At 44.9% G+C, this 17664-nt stretch carries 17 protein-coding genes; 16 read left to right on the forward strand and 1 reads right to left on the reverse strand.

Translation table 11 applies throughout. The features are described 5' to 3' along the window. The 13 genes from D0466_RS20370 to spoIID all read left to right on the forward strand — a co-directional run. The coding region (locus D0466_RS20370; protein WP_117324349.1) for an NADH-quinone oxidoreductase subunit C at positions 1-919 on the forward strand (919 nt) is incomplete at its 5' end. 3 nt (positions 920-922) lie between these two features. Next, complete coding sequence (locus D0466_RS20375; RefSeq protein WP_117324350.1) at positions 923-2023, forward strand: NADH-quinone oxidoreductase subunit D; 1101 nt, start codon at positions 923-925, stop codon at positions 2021-2023. Continuing rightward, positions 2023-3030, forward strand: coding sequence for an NADH-quinone oxidoreductase subunit NuoH (gene nuoH, locus D0466_RS20380; protein ID WP_117324351.1), 1008 nt, complete (start codon positions 2023-2025; stop codon positions 3028-3030). The genes D0466_RS20375 and nuoH overlap by 1 nt, the downstream gene beginning before the upstream one ends. A gap of 105 nt (positions 3031-3135) precedes the next feature. Next, positions 3136-3555, forward strand: coding sequence for an NADH-quinone oxidoreductase subunit NuoI (gene nuoI, locus D0466_RS20385; protein ID WP_117324352.1), 420 nt, complete (start codon positions 3136-3138; stop codon positions 3553-3555). Then, positions 3552-4073, forward strand: a complete 522-nt coding sequence (locus tag D0466_RS20390) for an NADH-quinone oxidoreductase subunit J (protein ID WP_117324353.1) — start codon at positions 3552-3554, stop codon at positions 4071-4073. The genes nuoI and D0466_RS20390 overlap by 4 nt, the downstream gene beginning before the upstream one ends. Beyond that, positions 4070-4384, forward strand: a complete 315-nt coding sequence (nuoK, locus tag D0466_RS20395; RefSeq protein ID WP_117324354.1) for an NADH-quinone oxidoreductase subunit NuoK — start codon at positions 4070-4072, stop codon at positions 4382-4384. Before D0466_RS20390 ends, nuoK begins: the two co-directional genes overlap by 4 nt. 54 nt (positions 4385-4438) lie before the next feature. After that, a complete protein-coding gene (nuoL, locus tag D0466_RS20400; RefSeq protein WP_117324355.1) occupies positions 4439-6310 on the forward strand; it encodes an NADH-quinone oxidoreductase subunit L in 1872 nt (623 codons plus the stop codon). Continuing rightward, positions 6307-7827: an NADH-quinone oxidoreductase subunit M gene (locus D0466_RS20405; protein WP_117324356.1), complete on the forward strand. Its 1521-nt coding sequence runs from the start codon at positions 6307-6309 to the stop codon at positions 7825-7827. The genes nuoL and D0466_RS20405 overlap by 4 nt, the downstream gene beginning before the upstream one ends. A gap of 6 nt (positions 7828-7833) precedes the next feature. Next, positions 7834-9357, forward strand: coding sequence for an NADH-quinone oxidoreductase subunit NuoN (gene nuoN, locus D0466_RS20410; RefSeq protein ID WP_117324357.1), 1524 nt, complete (start codon positions 7834-7836; stop codon positions 9355-9357). Between the two features lie 253 nt (positions 9358-9610). Further along, positions 9611-9853, forward strand: a complete 243-nt coding sequence (locus tag D0466_RS20420; protein ID WP_117324359.1) for a DUF1146 family protein — start codon at positions 9611-9613, stop codon at positions 9851-9853. Positions 9854-10041: 188 nt separating this feature from the next. Further along, complete coding sequence (locus tag D0466_RS20425) at positions 10042-10791, forward strand: YwmB family TATA-box binding protein (RefSeq protein WP_158555980.1); 750 nt, start codon at positions 10042-10044, stop codon at positions 10789-10791. Positions 10792-10823: 32 nt separating this feature from the next. Continuing rightward, positions 10824-12131 carry a UDP-N-acetylglucosamine 1-carboxyvinyltransferase gene (gene murA / locus D0466_RS20430; RefSeq protein ID WP_117324361.1) on the forward strand — a complete coding sequence of 436 codons (1308 nt, stop codon included), beginning with the start codon at positions 10824-10826 and terminating at the stop codon, positions 12129-12131. Positions 12132-12444: 313 nt separating this feature from the next. Further along, a complete protein-coding gene (spoIID, locus tag D0466_RS20435; RefSeq protein ID WP_233522768.1) occupies positions 12445-13479 on the forward strand; it encodes a stage II sporulation protein D in 1035 nt (344 codons plus the stop codon). Between the two features lie 135 nt (positions 13480-13614). On the opposite strand, the gene D0466_RS20440 is transcribed toward spoIID, so the two are convergent. Beyond that, positions 13615-14034, reverse strand: coding sequence for a VanZ family protein (locus tag D0466_RS20440; protein ID WP_117324363.1), 420 nt, complete (start codon positions 14032-14034; stop codon positions 13615-13617). A 204-nt stretch (positions 14035-14238) separates the two neighbouring features. Here D0466_RS20440 and D0466_RS20445 point away from each other — a divergent pair, with 204 nt between their 5' ends. The 3 genes from D0466_RS20445 (at position 14239) to mreB (ending at position 17372) form a co-directional block, all read left to right on the forward strand. Beyond that, on the forward strand, positions 14239-15198 hold the full coding sequence (locus D0466_RS20445) for a M23 family metallopeptidase (RefSeq protein WP_117324439.1): 960 nt from the start codon (positions 14239-14241) through the stop codon (positions 15196-15198). 498 nt (positions 15199-15696) lie between these two features. Next, positions 15697-15969, forward strand: coding sequence for a sporulation transcriptional regulator SpoIIID (spoIIID, locus tag D0466_RS20450; protein WP_117308857.1), 273 nt, complete (start codon positions 15697-15699; stop codon positions 15967-15969). 401 nt (positions 15970-16370) lie between these two features. Then, positions 16371-17372, forward strand: a complete 1002-nt coding sequence (mreB, locus tag D0466_RS20455; RefSeq protein WP_117324364.1) for a rod shape-determining protein — start codon at positions 16371-16373, stop codon at positions 17370-17372. The last annotated feature ends 292 nt before the right edge of the window (positions 17373-17664 follow it).

A 17664-nucleotide genomic window follows, 5' to 3' on the forward strand; every position in this document is an offset into this window, starting at 1 on the left:
GGCAAAGAAAAAGGCAGCGGCCGCCGCAGCAGCAAAAGCAGCCGCGCTGGCGAGGAAACAGGCGAAGGAGCAAAGCTCGGAAGCTGCATCAGCCCCAAGGGAAGAAGAGGATCTGGCAAAGAAAAAGGCAGCCGCCGCAGCAGCAAAAGCAGCCGCGTTGGCGAGAAAGCAAGCAAAAGTACAAAGTGTTGAAACTGCAGGCGGAGAAGACCTTGATAAGAAAAAAGCAATCGCAGCAGCAAAGGCTAAGGCTGCTGCAGCAGCAAAAGCGAAAGCTGCAGCCTTAGCGAAAGCTGAAGGGAATTCAGTAGAAGAAGATCCTGAAAAGGCAAAGGCGAAGGCCATTGCAGCCGCCAAAGCAAAAGCAGCCGCAGCCGCCCGGTCAAAAGCTGCTGCCTCATCGAAACCGGAAGAAGAACCCGCAGCAGAGGCTATCCCATCGCCTAACCAGCACTTCCTCGATAAATATGTGAAGGTCATTGAAAGCCATTTGGGCAAGGATGTCCTTGCAGATTCATATATTAATAACCTATCAAAAGATGTCCCCACCCTGGTTGCAAAGCAGGATACATATAGGAAAGTCGCAGAGTTTTTGAAATATAACGAGCAGCTCGGCTTTAATTACCTTTCGGAGCTGCATGGCAGTGATTTTGAAACGCATATGGAAATATACGTTCATTTATATTCTTTTAATAATCGGCAATCGGTTGCTTTAAAGGTGAAGATCGACAGGGCTGAACCTGAGATTCCGTCCCTCGTGCCACTGTGGGAAGGAGCGAATTGGCCTGAATGCGAGACGTATGACCTTCTCGGAATTAAATTCTTGGGCCATCCTGACTTGAAAAGGATATTGCTGGGCGAAGAATGGATCGGACATCCGCTCCGAAAAGATTATGAACCGTACGATGTGGAGGTGTAACCTATGATTCGAACGGAAGAAATGCTTTTGAATGTAGGTCCGCAGCACCCCAGCACCCATGGTGTGTTCCGCCTTGTCGTTAAAATTGATGGAGAGATCATCAAGGAGGCAACCCCGGTGATCGGCTATCTTCACAGGGGAACGGAAAAGCTGGCGGAAGACCTGCAATACACACAAATCATCCCATATACAGACAGACTGGACTACCTGGCAGCCATGACGAATAACTATGTCTTGTGCCATGCGGTAGAAACAATGATGGGGATTGAAATTCCTGAGCGGGCGGAATACCTGAGGGTCATCGTGATGGAGCTGGGGCGTGTTGCATCCCATCTCGTTTGGTGGGGAACCTATTTGCTCGACATCGGGGCAACGAGCCCATTCCTTTACGCTTTCAGGGAAAGGGAAATGATTATCAATATGCTAAATGAACTGTCCGGTGCCAGGCTGACTTTCAATTACATGAGAGTTGGCGGCGTAAAGTGGGACGCCCCGGAAGGCTGGATTGAAAAAGTCCGTGATTTTATCCCATACATGAGGGAGCAGCTGAAAGGGTACCACCAGCTAGTCACGGGAAATGAAATTTTCTTGAACCGGGTTAAAGGAATTGGCGCCTATACAAAGGAAGATGCGATTAATTTTTCATTAAGCGGCGCCAATTTGAGGTGTACAGGCGTTAAATGGGATTTGCGTAAAAACGAGCCTTACTCGATTTACGACCGTTTCGATTTCGATGTTCCAATCAGGAACGACGGCGATGCCTGGTCACGTTATCATTGCCGTATGGAAGAAATTGTAGAATCATTGAAGATCCTCGAACAGGCAGTGGAGCAATTTCCGCAGGAAGGACCTATCCTTGCTAGGGTTCCAAAAATAATTAAAGCTCCAAAAGGAGAGGCATTTGTAAGGATTGAATCGCCGCGAGGTGAAATAGGCTGTTATATCGCAAGCGATGGAAAGAAGGAACCGTACCGGTTGAAATTCAGGAGGCCATCCTTTTATAATTTGCAAATCCTCCCCAAGCTGTTAAAGGGTGAAAATATGGCCAACTTAATTGCCATTCTTGGGGCAATCGATATTGTACTTGGGGAGGTTGACGGCTGATGATAGAAGAATTGCTGCGCTCCTCGCCAGGCCTCTTGAATTTCGCGATTTTTTTCCTGCTTGCCGTTCTATTGCTTTTCGTCGTTCTTGGTTTTGTTACCTTTGGCATTCTTTCGGAACGGAAGGTCATGGGTTTCATGCAAATGAGAATCGGCCCTAATCAGGTTGGAGGCAGGTGGGGTCTTTTACAGACTGTGGCCGATGTACTAAAACTATTGATCAAGGAAGATACGATTCCTAAAGCGGCTGACCGTCCTCTGTATATTATTGCACCTGTGATCGCCTTTGCACCGTCATTCGTGGTGCTGGCAACAATGCCATTCACTGATAAGCTCCAATTCGCTGATATTGGTGTCGGCCTCCTCTATTATATTGCTGTGTCCGGTATTACAACCGTGGGAGTTGTAACAGCCGGATGGGCATCGAATAATAAATATGCCCTTCTTGGAGGGATGCGTGCAGCCGCTCAAATGATCTCGTATGAAATTCCGCTGGTCATGTCGGTGGTTGGGATCATACTTCTTACCGGCAGCTTGAATTTGAATGAGATTGTTGCCGCACAAGAGGATATTTGGTTTATCGTGCTTCAGCCGGTTGCTTTCATCGTCTTTATGATTGCCTCCGTGGCTGAGCTGAACAGGGTTCCTTTTGACCTTCCGGAGGCTGAATCAGAACTCGTCGCGGGTTACCATGTTGAGTACTCGGGCTTTCGCTGGGCGATGTTCATGCTTTCGGAATATGTATATATGTTTGCAATGGCAGCGTTAACTACCATATTATTTTTAGGAGGCTGGCATCCTCTGCCGTTTCTGGGCTTCATTCCGGCTGCAGTCTGGTTCGCCTTGAAGTTCAGCATTGTGATTTATTTTTTAATCTGGATACGTGTAACCCTTCCACGGCTTCGGGCTGACCAGCTAATGGAGTTCGGCTGGAAGGTCCTGCTGCCGGTGGCGCTCGCAAATATATTTGTGACTGCCTTGTTAAAAGAGATATTCAGCCTGCTTTAAATTTCTGCTGCAAGATTAGCAGGGGAATCGGGGGAAAAGTGATTTGGTAGGTCCAAAACCAAACCCGCATATGAGCGCGGCATCCAAAAAGCAAGGGGTGGGAACATGCTCGGTTTAATGAAAGGGCTAGGGTATACAATGAAAAACCTGACCCGGAAAAAAGTAACCTATGATTATCCAAATAAGCCGCTTCCGCTGCCGGACAGGTTTCGCGGCATTCAGAAGTTTTACCCTGAAAAATGCATCGTCTGTAATCAATGCGTGAATATTTGCCCTACGGACTGCATTCAGTTAACGGGGAAAAAGCATCCGGATCCGGCGAAGAAAGGCAAAATCATTGATACGTATGATATCAATTTTGAGATTTGTATATTGTGCGACCTATGTACTGAAGTTTGCCCTACCGAAGCAATCATCATGACCAATAACTTTGAATTGGCGGAATACAGCCGCGACGAGCTTTTCAAGAATCTTGAGTGGCTTGATGAAAATGACGATAATATTCGGAAGGAGAATAAAGCATGAGCCTGTCAGGCGAATTTATAGCATTCATTTCTCTTTCCCTCGTTGCCATTATCGGCGGTGTGCTGCTATTGAATCTCACAAAAGTGGTACACATGCTCGTTGCTTTAGTGTTTTCGTTTATCAGCATTGCCGGCATTTATGTGCTGCTTTCAGCAGAATTTGTGGCATTTGTCCAAATCCTCATTTATTCTGGTGCCGTTACCATCATCATGTTGTTCGGAATCATGCTTACAAGGCATGATGATAAACATGAGCCAAAGGGAAACTTTTGGAGGAAATTATTTTTGCTTCTCGGAATAGCAGGTTTCGGGTTGGCAGTTTATCTCGGAATTTATAATCTAGACATACCTGCGAAGCCGACGACCCTGCATGTTTCGAATACCGAGCAAATCGGCGTGGAACTATACTCAAAGCATATCATTCCATTCGAAATTACCTCTGTAATTTTGCTGGTTGCTCTTGTGGGAGCTATCATATTAGCAAAGAAGGATGATCAAGAAGAGGGTGACAGGCCATGACTTCTGTGCCTTTATCAGCCTATTTGGTGCTCGCGCTCGTCTTATTTTGCATAGGCCTATATGGAGCATTGACCAAGAGAAACACCGTCATCGTGTTAATTTCCATCGAGTTAATGCTAAATGCAGTGAATATCAATTTGGTCGCTTTCAGTAAATACGGGATTACTCCGTCGATAACGGGGCAGATTTTCTCGTTGTTTAGCATAACGGTAGCGGCAGCGGAAGCCGCGGTCGGCCTGGCCATATTGATATCGCTATACCGCAACCGCAAAACGGTTAACATTGATGAAATGGATACCATGAAACACTAGTTTTATAGAGAGAAAAGGGCGTATCGCACTTTTCTCAAGAAGGGAATTGATACGATGATGGAGAGTGCGTGGCTTATACCGCTTTTCCCGCTAGCCTCATTCTTGTTCCTTCTTCTATTCGGCAGCCGTCTAAAAGAAGCAGCCAGTGCATGGGTCGGGATGTTTTTCACATTTGCTTCTTTTGTCTGGTCCGTGTTTGTTCTCTTTGACCGATTACAATCACCGACCTATAAAGCCGAGGCCGGCTGGCTGGCTATAGGAGATGTACAATTGACAGCGGGAATCGAGATTAACCAGTTGAATGCTTTAATGTTAATGATCGTATCGCTTATCAGTTTTTTAGTACATATGTATTCGAAAGGGTATATGCATGGAGACGCCCGGCTTCCGGTATTTTATGCATACCTTGGATTCTTTACGTTCGCCATGCTTGGGCTGGTGATGGCCCCTAATTTGCTGCAGCTTTATTTTTTCTGGGAACTTGTCGGTTTGGGATCATTTTTATTGATAGGGTTTTATTTTTATAAAGACGAGGCCAAAAGAGCTGCAAAAAAGGCTTTCATTATGACGAGAATCGGGGATGTCGGTCTGTTGGTCGGAATGATTCTCTTATTTTGGCAGGTTGGCAGCTTTGAGTATGATGAAATTTTTCAAGCGGTTCAAGCAGGGGCGATTTCAGCAGAAATAATTACATTGACCGCGATCCTTATTTTCATCGGGGCCATTGGGAAATCGGGGCAATTCCCGCTTCATACCTGGCTTCCTGATGCGATGGAAGGGCCGACTCCTGTATCTGCGTTAATCCATGCCGCAACCATGGTAGCGGCGGGTGTTTACTTGGTAGCCGCAATGTTTCCGTTATTCACAGCAAGTGAAACAGCGCTAACCATCGTGGCGGTAACGGGAGGCTTTACGGCAATCTTTGCCGCAAGCATCGGTTTGGTCCAAAAGGATATTAAGCGGGTTCTCGCTTATTCCACAGTCAGCCAGCTTGGATATATGATGCTCGCATTAGGATCGGCAGGATACGCGGCAGGCATATTTCATCTTATGACCCATGCTTTTTTCAAGGCACTTCTGTTTTTGGCGGCGGGAAGTGTTATCCATGCAGTACATACACAAGATATTGAAGAAATGGGCGGCCTTTGGAAGAAAATGAAGATTACCGGTCCGCTGTTTTTAATTGGGACCTTGGCTATTTCGGGTGTTCCATTGTTTTCAGGATTTTTCAGCAAGGATGAAATACTGGTCGCGGCCTGGCAGCACGGAAACCAAGGGTTATTCTGGCTTGCCTTAATAGCTGCATTTTTCACCGCATTTTATATGTTCCGCCTATTTTTCATGGTGTTTACAGGAGATTCCAGAAAGACAGAGACGAATGTCCGGGAATCGCCGGCAACCATGACGCTTCCCATGATCGTCCTTGGCGTTCTCGCCATCATCAGCGGATATGCCAACACACACTGGTTTGGCACATTCCTGGGTGATTGGCTTGTAGAGGGAAATGAATACTTGGCTCATGTCCATTCTGAGGCTCCCGGCTGGATCATGCTAGCTGCGACAGCCGTTTCCGCTGCAGGAATCTTGCTTGCATATTTCATATATAGTAAACGGGCGATTTCGAGGAGTTGGATGGGCGGAGAAAATTCGACTGTTTACATAGCCTTGTATAACAAGTATTTTATCGACGAAACGTACCAGTTCTCGTTCGTGGCGCTTACACGATGGATTAGTCTTTTCCTGTCATATATAGATAGATTCATAGTCGGCGGGCTGGTGAATGCAGTAACGGGAACGGTCCAAAGCCTGGGCCGGGTTGGATCCCGGCTTCAAAACGGGCAGACACAGCTCTACGGCACTATCGCCTTTTTGGGGCTTGCGGTCCTTGTCGTGATATTTGCCTTAACCGGGAGGTACTTCGGATGAACTCAATGATATTGACACTCTTGGTATTCTCCCCTGTTTTGGGAATCCTGCTTATGGCCGTCATCCCGAACACGGAGGAAAGAAATCTGAAATTGCTTGGCTTTTTGGGGACCATCCCGGCTTTGCTGATATCTTTGTATCTGTATTTTCAGTACGCGATGGGTACTGATCTTTCAGCGTTTTCAGTGAAAACGGATTGGTTCAGGTTCGGGAATTTAGAGAAGTATGACCCAAATCTATTTGCAGTGGATTACGAGCTTAGCGTTGATGGGTTTTCGCTTATCATGGTCATTCTGACAGCTGTCCTCTCAACCTTGGCAGCCATTGCCTCCATCCATATCAAGAAGGAATGGAAAGGGTATTTCCTGTTGTTCCTTCTATTGGAAATCGGGATGCTCGGAGTGTTTACCGCACAAAACCTTATTCTATTTTTCGTTTTTTTTGAGATTACATTGATTCCAATGTTCTTCCTTATAGGGAAATGGGGGTATTTGGAGAAAGAGAAAGCGGCATATAGTTTCCTTCTATATAATGGATTGGGTTCAGCCATACTCCTGATTGCGATCATGGTTCTCTTTGCCCGTACAGGCACAACGAATATTGAAGCATTAAGGCATATCATGACAGTGGGCGGCGTTTCATTGTTTGCACCGCTATCGGATGGGATGAAATATGGTCTCCTGTTTGCCCTGTTGATTGCTTTTGGAATCAAGCTGCCCATCTTTCCTTTGCATACATGGATGCTGAGGGTGCACGTGCAGGCACCGCCTTCGATTGTCATGCTCCATGCAGGCGTGCTGTTAAAAATCGGCGCCTTTGGTTTCATCCGGTTTGGAATGGGGATTTTTCCCGAGCAGTTTAAGAATATTGCTTTTTTAGTAGCGGTTCTCGGTGTTATTAACCTGCTGTACGGTGCTTTTTTGGCACTAGTCCAGACAGATTTCAAAATGGTACTCGCCTACTCGTCGATTTCCCATATGGGGATTGTATTAATTGGCCTGGGGGCTTTGAATGAAGCAGGCATTCAGGGAGCCATCTTCCAGGTGGTATCCCACGGTTTGATTGCCGCATTGCTATTCTTCCTGGTTGGCGTAATGCACGAGCGGGTGAAAACAACGATGATCGGTGAACTCGGCGGGATGGCCAAATATATGCCGGTTACATCGGGCTTTTTGCTGGCTGGAGCGATGGCCTCGCTCGGACTACCGGGAATGTCCGGTTTCATAAGTGAATTCATGGCTTTCCTCGGATTATTTAAAGAAGAGCCGATTCTTGCCGCGATTGGTGCACTGGGAATCATTCTGACGGCTGTTTACCTTCTTAGGGCAGTGCTTGGCATGACCTTTGGCAAAGCAAAACGCACGGTGGCCGAAGGTGTATCCGAAATAAAAGGGGTTGAGTTTGCGCCCGTTTTGGTGCTGCTAGCTTTGATTATAACGATTGGCATTTATCCATCCATACTCAGTGGACCGCTGCAGGAAACATTGGATGCAATTATGTTAGGGATAGGGGGATGACGGGGGATGGATATGGAAACGATGCTTTCTTATGATTGGGGAGCGATGGCCCCCGAGTTTATCATCCTTGGTACAGCTATACTGTTGTCGATTCTGGATTTATTTGCTCCTAAGCAATTTAACCGCCGTTCACTCGCCTGGCTAGGCCTGACAGGGATTTTCCTTGCATTCATTACCCTGCTTGGACTAATGGGACAGGAAACAGTCAGTATTTTGCATGATACCTTTAAGCTGGACTCATTTGCGGTCGCTTTTAAGCTCATTTTACTGTTTGGCTCGGCTTTGGTCATAGTGATGGCGCACAGCTATGAGCCGCCGGAAGGCATGAATGAATACCGGGGAGAATTTTATTATTTATTCCTGGCCGCGTTGCTTGGTGCGATGGTCATGGCATCAAGCGGCGATTTAATCACTTTGTTTGTGGGCCTGGAGCTGCTGTCCATTTCATCTTACATATTAGCGGGTATGAGAAAAAAGAATCTCCAGTCTAACGAAGCGGCCATGAAATATGTAGTCAATGGCGGAATTTCAACGGCGATCACCCTATTTGGGATGAGCTATCTTTACGGCTTGTCCGGCACGACGAATTTAAAAGAAATGAGTGCCTGGATGGTCGGTGTATTTGACAGCCAGTTTCAATATTTATTCGGCCTGGCATTCTTTATGATCCTGGTCGGGCTTACCTTTAAGATTGCATCTGCCCCTTTTCATATGTGGGCGCCGGATGTGTACCAGGGAGCGCCAACACCGGTCACTGCCTTCCTGAGTGTCATTTCGAAAACAGCTGGTTTTGCCATGATATACCGTATTTTGATTGGCTTGTTCATTACCGCCCCAGGCGATAGCATGGGGGCCTTCACCTTTCTTGAAAAAAACCAGGTGTATCTGGCCTTCCTGGCAGGCATCACAATGATTATCGGAAACATACTCGCGCTCAGGCAGCGGAATATTAAACGACTATTTGCCTATTCCAGCATTGCACAGGCCGGTTACGTACTCGTAGCTGTGGCCACCCTTGGCGGAGGGACGTTTCTATTCGATACAGTCTGGTTTTACTTAATGGCTTATGTATTTATGAATTTGGGTGCGTTTTCCGTGATTCAGCTCGTGACTGAGAAGTCGGATACGGAGGATATTTCAGGTTTTGCCGGTCTTTATAAACGGTCACCCTGGTTAGCGGCTGTGCTGTCAATTTTCCTGCTTTCTCTTGCCGGGATACCAGGGACCGCCGGTTTTATAGGCAAGCTGAATATCATCCTTGGTTCAGTAACGGTGGAACCGGGCCATTACGTATTGGCTTCCATCATGATGGGTACGACAGTCATTTCTTATTTTTATTATTTTGGAATCATGACGCAAATGTTTTTCAGGCCGGTCCAGGGTGCGGGGAATATTAAAATACCAGCAGGGATATCGGTCGTTCTCATAGTCTGCGCAATAGGCACAATTCTATTTGGAATAATGCCCAGTCTTGCCTTTGACTTCCTTCATGTCAATTTTGGCGACTTCGCCGATTTCTTTGCACTTTAAGAGGCACGATGTTCAGTCCGCTTAGGGGTAAATTCAGGAAAAATTATAAGGGCAACTATCCACCAGTCTTCACCTTTTCAAGGCTGCCAAGCGGCGAGTTTTCTTTAAATGAAATAGGGGTTCAGTCCCCCCGGCGCTTTAATGCGATACAGCACCGGGGGAATGATCCCCTATTTTTTTTCCTTTTTAATCCCATTTTCCTATATGATATGTGATAGAATAGAGTTTGGGTTGTTTTTAGGGAGGTCGTTTTATGTATTCAGCCATTGGCCAGGGTGCTTTAACCGGGATCGTTGCGCATTTGTTCTTTATTGCCGTTACCTGGTGGGCGCTTCAAGCGTTGCATTTTGATAAATTGTTAAGGTCTCATTCAGTCGTAAAGGCCAGGGTTCTTTACATCCTGCTCACCATTGCGATTGGGTCGTCTGTAAGCAATTTCTTCCTGGATTACCTCTCATGGTCAGGACAGCTTCCTTACATGTTTAATCAACCATAGCACCTGATTTTTTACAAAATTGTTTGTGAAAATTTTAACGAAATAAAAACCAGGGCATAACAGCCATTATTCTTTTTTCTGCTTGCCAGACTTGTCGTTGATTTGAGGAATTTGTCGTTTACTGGCGATAAAGTTCGAGTATGCTTCTTCCTCCTCTGGAAAAAATAGAAGGTAGGGAGGAGATACAAATGATCAATAAATCAAAGAAATTATTGCCATACATATTTTTTATTGGTTTCATAGGGTTTATGTTTGGGAATAGTACGATTGTGGCTAAAAGCAAGGCTGATATAGTAATAATGACTGAGCTTTTACAGCATGATAAGAACGTAAATATACAAGATTGGTCTGTTTATGCAAGAGAAAAGATCACCACGATTAAGACTGAACATGCCTTTAACCAAGCAGTAGAGGAAATCAGGGGCGATATTCCGAAAGCCAAGTGGACAATCGAGGACAACAACAATGAGCGGAAGGCAATTGCCGTATTCAAGAATCCCGAAACCGGACTGACTGAATCGGTTCATCTTATGGCTTCCCTTGAAGAGATGGAATCAGTTTCATATCTCATATATGAAGTAAAGGGCCATTCATGGGATAATCGTAATTCAGCTTTCTTTGAAAAGACTTTCCAAAACAGGAAAAAGGACATATTTCGAGGGAATCCATCAATTTTTTCTTGTGTGAAAGGCGTTTTCAATGATAATATTGATACGGTTTTAAGCACTGAGACTGCAAGATTGTTAGATTTATTTAAGGCGCAGGAAATCGAGAGCGTAAAAGAAAACAATTTCATTTCCCTATCTGCGCGAACAGCCATGTTCAGCCAAACACTTACAAATAAACAATTGAACTTGCAACTTGCTTTAAGGACAGCAGGAATGGGCAGTAAGACTACCGTTGTAGTTGGCACACCCATCATCACGTTTGAATATTAATATAGAGAAATTGGACGCGGAGGGGAATTCTTTTGGAAAAAATCATCGTCCGCGGCGGAAGAAGGCTAAGCGGAACAGTTAAAGTCGAAGGCGCAAAAAACGCCGTTTTGCCGGTTATCGCTGCAACATTATTAGCAAGTGATGGAAAAAGCATCATTCATGACGTACCAACGCTCTCCGATGTATATACAATCAATGAAGTGTTGCGCAACCTGAATACCGAGGTTGCATTTCATGATAATACAGTTACTGTAGATGCATCAAAAGAGCTATTAGATGAAGCGCCTTTTGAGTATGTACGAAAAATGCGCGCTTCTGTACTCGTAATGGGATCGCTATTGGCAAGAAACGGCCGTGCCCGTGTAGCTTTGCCGGGAGGGTGCGCAATTGGCTCCCGTCCGATTGACCAGCACTTAAAGGGTTTTGAGGCCATGGGTGCAAAGGTGAAGGTCGGAAACGGCTTTATCGAAGCACAGGTTGATGGAAGGTTAAAGGGTGCCAGAGTATACCTTGACTTCCCAAGTGTCGGCGCCACCGAAAATATCATGATGGCAGCCACGCTTGCAGAAGGAACAACTATCCTGGAAAACGTAGCCAAAGAACCTGAAATTGTCGACCTTGCTAACTTCCTGAATAAGATGGGCGCAAAAGTAAAAGGTGCTGGCACAGGGACACTGAAAATTGAAGGTGTAAAGAAACTATACGGTGCAGAGCATGCTATTATTCCTGACCGTATCGAAGCAGGGACATTCATGACCGCTGCAGCGATCACAGGCGGAAATGTACTTGTCAGAGGTGCAGTCCCTGAGCATTTGACTTCATTAATCGCAAAGATGGAAGAAATGGGCATTTCCATTAAAGAAGAAGAAGATGGCTTACGAGTAATTGGTCCGGAAAGGTTGAAGGCAGTCGATATTAAAACGATGCCCCACCCTGGTTTCCCTACAGATATGCAATCACAAATGATGGCATTGCTGCTTCGGGCACAAGGAACCAGCATGATTACGGAAACAGTATTCGAAAACCGCTTCATGCATGTGGAGGAATTCCGCCGCATGAACGCAAACATCAAGATTGAAGGACGTTCGGTCATCATGAACGGACCGTCTGACTTGCAGGGAGCCGAAGTAGCGGCTACTGATTTGCGTGCTGCAGCAGCATTGGTCTTGACAGGATTGGTGGCAGACGGGATTACGCGTGTGACAGAGCTGAAACACCTGGATAGAGGATATGTCAATTTCCACGGAAAACTGGCAGCCCTTGGTGCAGATGTTGAACGGGTTAAAGAAGAAGACCATACAGAAGAAAACGAAACAATCGTTGCTGATTTAAATGCATAAAGAAACAGCTATATGGCTGGTACCCCGAGTTTAATCAAGGGGGCCGGCCTTTTTGTTTGCGGTCGCAACCCGAATCAATCTGGATGGCAATTAAGCGAACATTCACGGCTTTTCAGCGTTAACAAATAGTTTCCCTATTAAGGCTAAACACAAATTTACTTAGCGATTCCTTTTTTACAATCAGGATAAAAGGTCTTTCCTTATTAAACATGTGTCATAAATGCTTGTCCCCTCCCATACATTTTTATAGAGACTACCTGGTTCACACCATTCGACACCACGGTAGAAAAATGTAAAGGGAGGCCCAGGAATATTGAAAACGTTCCAACCGATGATCGCTCTATTTGTTGTCATAGCATTTGTCATTATCATGATTCCGGCTGTGCTTGTGCTTCCATTCTCCACAGACCAAGCAGATGGTAAATTGTTAGAAAAAATTGAGGAACCGGTGAGAAAGAAAAATAGCGTGAAAAATACACCTTCACCCGCTGTCCCGGTTTCTGTATTCCGGTCAGAAAGCAAGAAAGTTGAAACATTGCCGCTCGAATCGTACGTAATTGGAGTGGTTGCAGCCGAGATGCCCGCCGATTTTGAAATAGAGGCATTAAAGGCACAGGCCCTAACTGCGCGCACGTATATCGTGAATCAACTGCTGGCCAAAGACACACCAGGTTTGCCGAAAGGGGCCGTTGTCACGGACACCGTCCAGCATCAGGTCTATAAAAATAATGAAGAATTGAAGAAAATATATGGTTCTGACTACAAAAATAAAATCAAAAAAATTTCCAAGGCGGTAAAAGATACGAAAGGCCAAATCATTACATATGATGGAAAGCCGATCACAGCCAGTTTTTTTTCAACGAGCAACGGGTTTACAGAAAACTCTGAGGCGTTATGGGGAAGTCCGCGGCCGTACCTAAAAAGTGTATCAAGCCCTTGGGATAAGGAAATATCGGAGAAATTTTACAACACAATGGTTATTTCCGTTGCGGACTTTGAGAAAAGGTTGGGTGTCAAGGTTAGTGCCGGCAATCAGATTGGCACCATAACGTCCAGGACTCCAGGAAAGCGGGTCGGGATTGTCAATATTAACGGCAAAAAACTGACCGGAAAAGAAATACGTGAAGCTCTTGGATTGAGGTCTGCCGATTTTAGCTGGGAACGGAAAGGGCAAAATATCGTCATCACTACAAAAGGCTTCGGCCATGGAGTGGGCATGAGCCAATATGGTGCAAATGGGATGGCTTTAGAAGGGGGCACTGCCGAAGAAATCGTGAAGCATTATTACAAGGGGGTAGCGATTCAATCTTCCTACAATCTTTTGAATACAATGACCGCGAAGAAATAATCGGAAAGAGATGGGGCCACGAGAGGTTCCATCTCTTATTTTTTCACTTTAAAGGGTTTAACTGCTTTTTAAATGATTAAAGGATAAGAAAAGACATCGACCTTCGCATTAGGGCTATAAGTTGTGCTTTCCTAATCAACCGTTAAGCTGTTTCACCTTTGTTAAGAAGCCGCGATTATGCTTGAAATAATGATACCGGACATGGAAGTAAGCTGCCGCTACACCAATCCAGTCTTTTAACAGGTCAATCCAGCTGGCATTTCGGTAAGGCACGAATGCTTGATGGATTTCATCGGTTACGCCGTACAGTCCTGCAGCGACCGCTGCCAAAAGACTGGACAAAGGAGTTAATTTGCCAGAGGCAGCAAGAGCCGCAGCAAAAAGCATATAAAGAATCGCAAATTCCACGAGGTGCATCGCTTCTTTTATAAAGCGGTCTGTGGCCCGGTCAGGCAATTGCATAACAGCGTTATCCGGCATGCTGGACATGATCCAAATAGCAGCCATATAAAGAAAAGGCAAAACAATAATAAAAATCCGTGCGAGCTTTTTCATTTAATACATCTTCTTTCACCATGAGATAAGCTTATTTTAACAGGAAAAAGGAAAAAAGGAACGCGCCAGGGAGTTCGAATTATTTGTACAGAAAAATAAATGTATAGAAAAGAGGAAGGCTACAAAAGCTATATACAAAAAAAATTTTTATCCAAGGTATATAATTCAGGCAATCTGTTCAGAATGATTGCTGAGGTGATAATAATGAGAGAGGAAGAAAACAAAACTTCTCGAAAATCAAGATTCCAGCGCATTTTAAAGAAGCGTTGGGCATTACCAGCTATCTATATCGGAAGTGCAGCAATCATTTTGGCAGCAGCCATGTTAGTACAAAACAGCTTTGACGAGTCAGCCAGCCCTGCCAAAGAAACGGAAACAGGCAAGAATTTTAAAGAGCCTGCCATCGAGGTAAATAGCAAGCTCGAAAACATTAAAATGCCTGTAGCCGATGCTGAAGCAGCTGTGATCAAGAAGGAATTCTACGATGTCAATGGAACCAACGAAGAGCAAGAAGCGGCACTGGTATCTTATAATAATAGATACGAACCGAACAAGGGCATCGACATTGCAATGAAGGATGGCAAAACATTTGATGTAGTAGCTTCCTTGAGCGGAATTGTCAAGAATGTGAAAGATGACGCTTTGCTTGGCAATGAAATTGCAATCGAGCATGATAATGGAGTTGTCACTCATTATCAATCCGTAAAGGACATTGAAGTAGCGGTTGGCGATGAAGTGAAACAGGGACAAGTTCTTGCAAAGGCTGGACAAAGCCTGTTGAATGAAGAAGCCGGCGTACATGTTCATTTCGAGATCCGTAAAGACAATGTAGCCCTTAATCCTGTGGATTTGATTGACAAGCAGCTTTCTTCAATCGAATCATCAACTGAAGAAATTGAAAATTCCGGTGCAGCAACAGAGAATGAAGCAGAACCGCAAACCGGAACAGAGGAAGACTCTTCCGGCCAGCCTGAGGACAATGCCACAGAAGAGGATGCCGGCAATACGTCCGGAGACGAAAGCAGCCAGCCATCTGACGATAAGAATGCTGACGGCCAAACCGATGGACAATCAGATGAAAACACTGACGATAATGCTTCCGATTCAGACACAAACACAGATCCACAAAATGAAACTGACACCAATGAAACTAAAACGAATTAATTAATATACAAAACACAAAACACAAAACACAAAACACATGTAAAACTCCCATTAACAACAACTGAAAATTTGGTATAGAAAACCCGTCACTGCACGGGTTTTTTATTATGGGGGTCAGTCCCCCGCCACGGTAACGCATTAAAACACTGGGGATCAGTTCCCCGCCACGGTAAGGCATTAAAACACTGGGGATCAGTTCCTCATCACGGTGATGAGTTAAAACACTAGGGAACTCATCCTTGGATAAAAATAAGAATATTTTGAAAATTTTTGCGATGTCTTGTCCGTATTCGGTAATTTGTGCATATATTCTTAACCAAGCTAATAAACTGTACAAAACCATACTAAAGAGAGTGTTTGAGGTGAGTGATCGTTATTACAGTACATACAATAGCCGGATAATATATTATTCATTTCGTTTGGAGTAGCGGTATTTATAGAGCAGGGAGCGGATCTCATTTCACACTTCTCACATCCAATTTAGGGAGGGCGAGTGGTGTGCACGATTACATCAAAGAAAGAACTATCAAGATAGGAAAGTATATCGTGGAAACAAAGAAAACGGTTCGCGTTATCGCGAAGGAGTTTGGTGTCTCCAAAAGTACTGTCCATAAAGACCTGACGGAAAGACTGCCGGAAATAAATCCTGACCTAGCAAATGAAGTAAAAGATATTTTAGATTACCATAAATCAATCCGCCATTTGCGGGGCGGCGAAGCAACGAAATTGAAATATAAGCGTTCAGAAAGAGAAGAAGAGGTTGTGAAATAATCTTAGCCTCCAAGTAAAAAACAAATTTGAAAATCGGGCAAATTAGGTGAAAGTACGGGATCAGCGGCTGGTGAAAATCCACCTTAAAATACCCGGCAAACACTGGATCGCCCGATTTTTTTTGTTGTGTTTATATACTGGTGTCCAGCTGAGTCGTACATGGATGTGCCCGTTTCTAAGCTTGTCCGTAGTTCCCTTGGGCTACGTGCAAGTTTGCCACAGAGCAGGCTCCTAGGTCCTTTTCACAAGGTGTTTCCGTTTTTTTTATTTTCGACAAAAACATGTAATATTTTACTTTAATTTTTATTCGCCCTTACTTCTGGACTATTTCATATGGTAAAATTAACAATTAGGACAGAAGTAGGTTATATGTAAGGTTATTCAAGGAGGAAATTAAAAAAATGTTTGCAAGAGATATTGGGATCGATCTCGGAACAGCTAATGTTTTAATACATGTCAAAGGCAAAGGAATCGTGTTAAATGAGCCGTCCGTAGTAGCCATAGATAAGAATACGAATCGCGTGCTTGCAGTCGGTGAAGAAGCCAGGAGAATGGTAGGGCGTACTCCGGGAAATATCGTAGCCATCCGCCCTTTGAAGGATGGGGTGATCGCCGACTTTGATGTGACTGAATCCATGCTTAAGCATTTCATCAATAAGCTGAATGTGAAAGGATTTTTGTCGAAGCCGCGCATCCTGATTTGCTGCCCGACCAACATCACAAGCGTCGAGCAAAAAGCAATCAAGGAAGCTGCTGAAAAGAGCGGCGGAAAGAAGATTTATCTTGAAGAAGAGCCTAAGGTGGCGGCAATTGGAGCGGGAATGGATATTTTCCAGCCATATGGGAATATGGTTGTGGATATCGGCGGCGGTACGACCGATGTCGCGGTGCTTTCGATGGGGGACATTGTTACTTCCTCTTCGATCAAGATGGCCGGCGACAAGTTTGATAATGAAATATTGAATTACATTAAGCGGAAATATAAGCTGTTGATTGGGGAACGCACGTCAGAAGACATCAAGATTAAGGTGGGAACGGTATTCCCTGGATCCCGCAGCGAAGAAATAGAAATCCGCGGGCGCGATATGGTCTCCGGCCTCCCAAGAACGATAACAGTGAATTCCGAAGAGATAGAGGAATCATTGCACGAGTCCGTTATGGTGATTGTACATGCTGCGAAAAGCGTTTTGGAACGCACTCCGCCTGAGCTTTCTGCGGATATCATTGACCGCGGTGTAATTTTAACCGGCGGCGGGGCCTTGCTTCACGGAATCGACATGCTGCTTGCAGAAGAACTCAAAGTACCCGTACTGGTTGCAGAGCAGCCAATGGATTGTGTGGCGATTGGCACCGGAATCATGCTTGATAATATGGACAAGCTTCCAAGGCGGAAATTGGGCTAAGATACGCTGCTTTCCGGAGAGTTTTCAGCTTTCCCTATATGAATAGTTAAGTTTTTATAAGGGTCTAAAGTTCAAAAAGACATGCAGGCGCAAAAAGATCATGCCCGGAAAATGCCTGTTGAACAGTGGGCCCTTTTGCTTCTTTGACAATATTCCTGTGTTTTTGAAATGTCCCGGGCTATTGGTTCCTTTATTTAACAGTAAAACGTGACTGCTTCTGTCCGATAACATAGTTAGGTTTTTATTCCAGTTCGTTTTAAGCGGCGTTGATCTGAGAGCGCCAATGCTTTTC

The sequence above is a fragment of the Peribacillus glennii genome (genome assembly GCF_003429105.1).
GTDB classification, from domain to species: domain Bacteria; phylum Bacillota; class Bacilli; order Bacillales; family DSM-1321; genus Peribacillus; species Peribacillus glennii.

Excerpts from the sequence above, each read along its gene's own strand:
- mreB (WP_117324364.1), top strand. The coding sequence starts at position 16,371 with ATGTTTGCAAGAGATATTGGGATCGATCTCGGAACAGCTAATGTTTTA.
- nuoI (WP_117324352.1), top strand. The coding sequence starts at position 3,136 with ATGCTCGGTTTAATGAAAGGGCTAGGGTATACAATGAAAAACCTGACC.
- D0466_RS20440 (WP_117324363.1), bottom strand. The coding sequence starts at position 14,034 with ATGAAAAAGCTCGCACGGATTTTTATTATTGTTTTGCCTTTTCTTTAT.
- D0466_RS20425 (WP_158555980.1), top strand. The coding sequence starts at position 10,042 with ATGATCAATAAATCAAAGAAATTATTGCCATACATATTTTTTATTGGT.
- D0466_RS20375 (WP_117324350.1), top strand. The coding sequence starts at position 923 with ATGATTCGAACGGAAGAAATGCTTTTGAATGTAGGTCCGCAGCACCCC.
- nuoH (WP_117324351.1), top strand. The coding sequence starts at position 2,023 with ATGATAGAAGAATTGCTGCGCTCCTCGCCAGGCCTCTTGAATTTCGCG.
- D0466_RS20420 (WP_117324359.1), top strand. The coding sequence starts at position 9,611 with ATGTATTCAGCCATTGGCCAGGGTGCTTTAACCGGGATCGTTGCGCAT.
- D0466_RS20405 (WP_117324356.1), top strand. The coding sequence starts at position 6,307 with ATGAACTCAATGATATTGACACTCTTGGTATTCTCCCCTGTTTTGGGA.
- D0466_RS20445 (WP_117324439.1), top strand. The coding sequence starts at position 14,239 with ATGAGAGAGGAAGAAAACAAAACTTCTCGAAAATCAAGATTCCAGCGC.
- nuoL (WP_117324355.1), top strand. The coding sequence starts at position 4,439 with ATGATGGAGAGTGCGTGGCTTATACCGCTTTTCCCGCTAGCCTCATTC.
- nuoN (WP_117324357.1), top strand. The coding sequence starts at position 7,834 with ATGGATATGGAAACGATGCTTTCTTATGATTGGGGAGCGATGGCCCCC.
- nuoK (WP_117324354.1), top strand. The coding sequence starts at position 4,070 with ATGACTTCTGTGCCTTTATCAGCCTATTTGGTGCTCGCGCTCGTCTTA.
- D0466_RS20390 (WP_117324353.1), top strand. The coding sequence starts at position 3,552 with ATGAGCCTGTCAGGCGAATTTATAGCATTCATTTCTCTTTCCCTCGTT.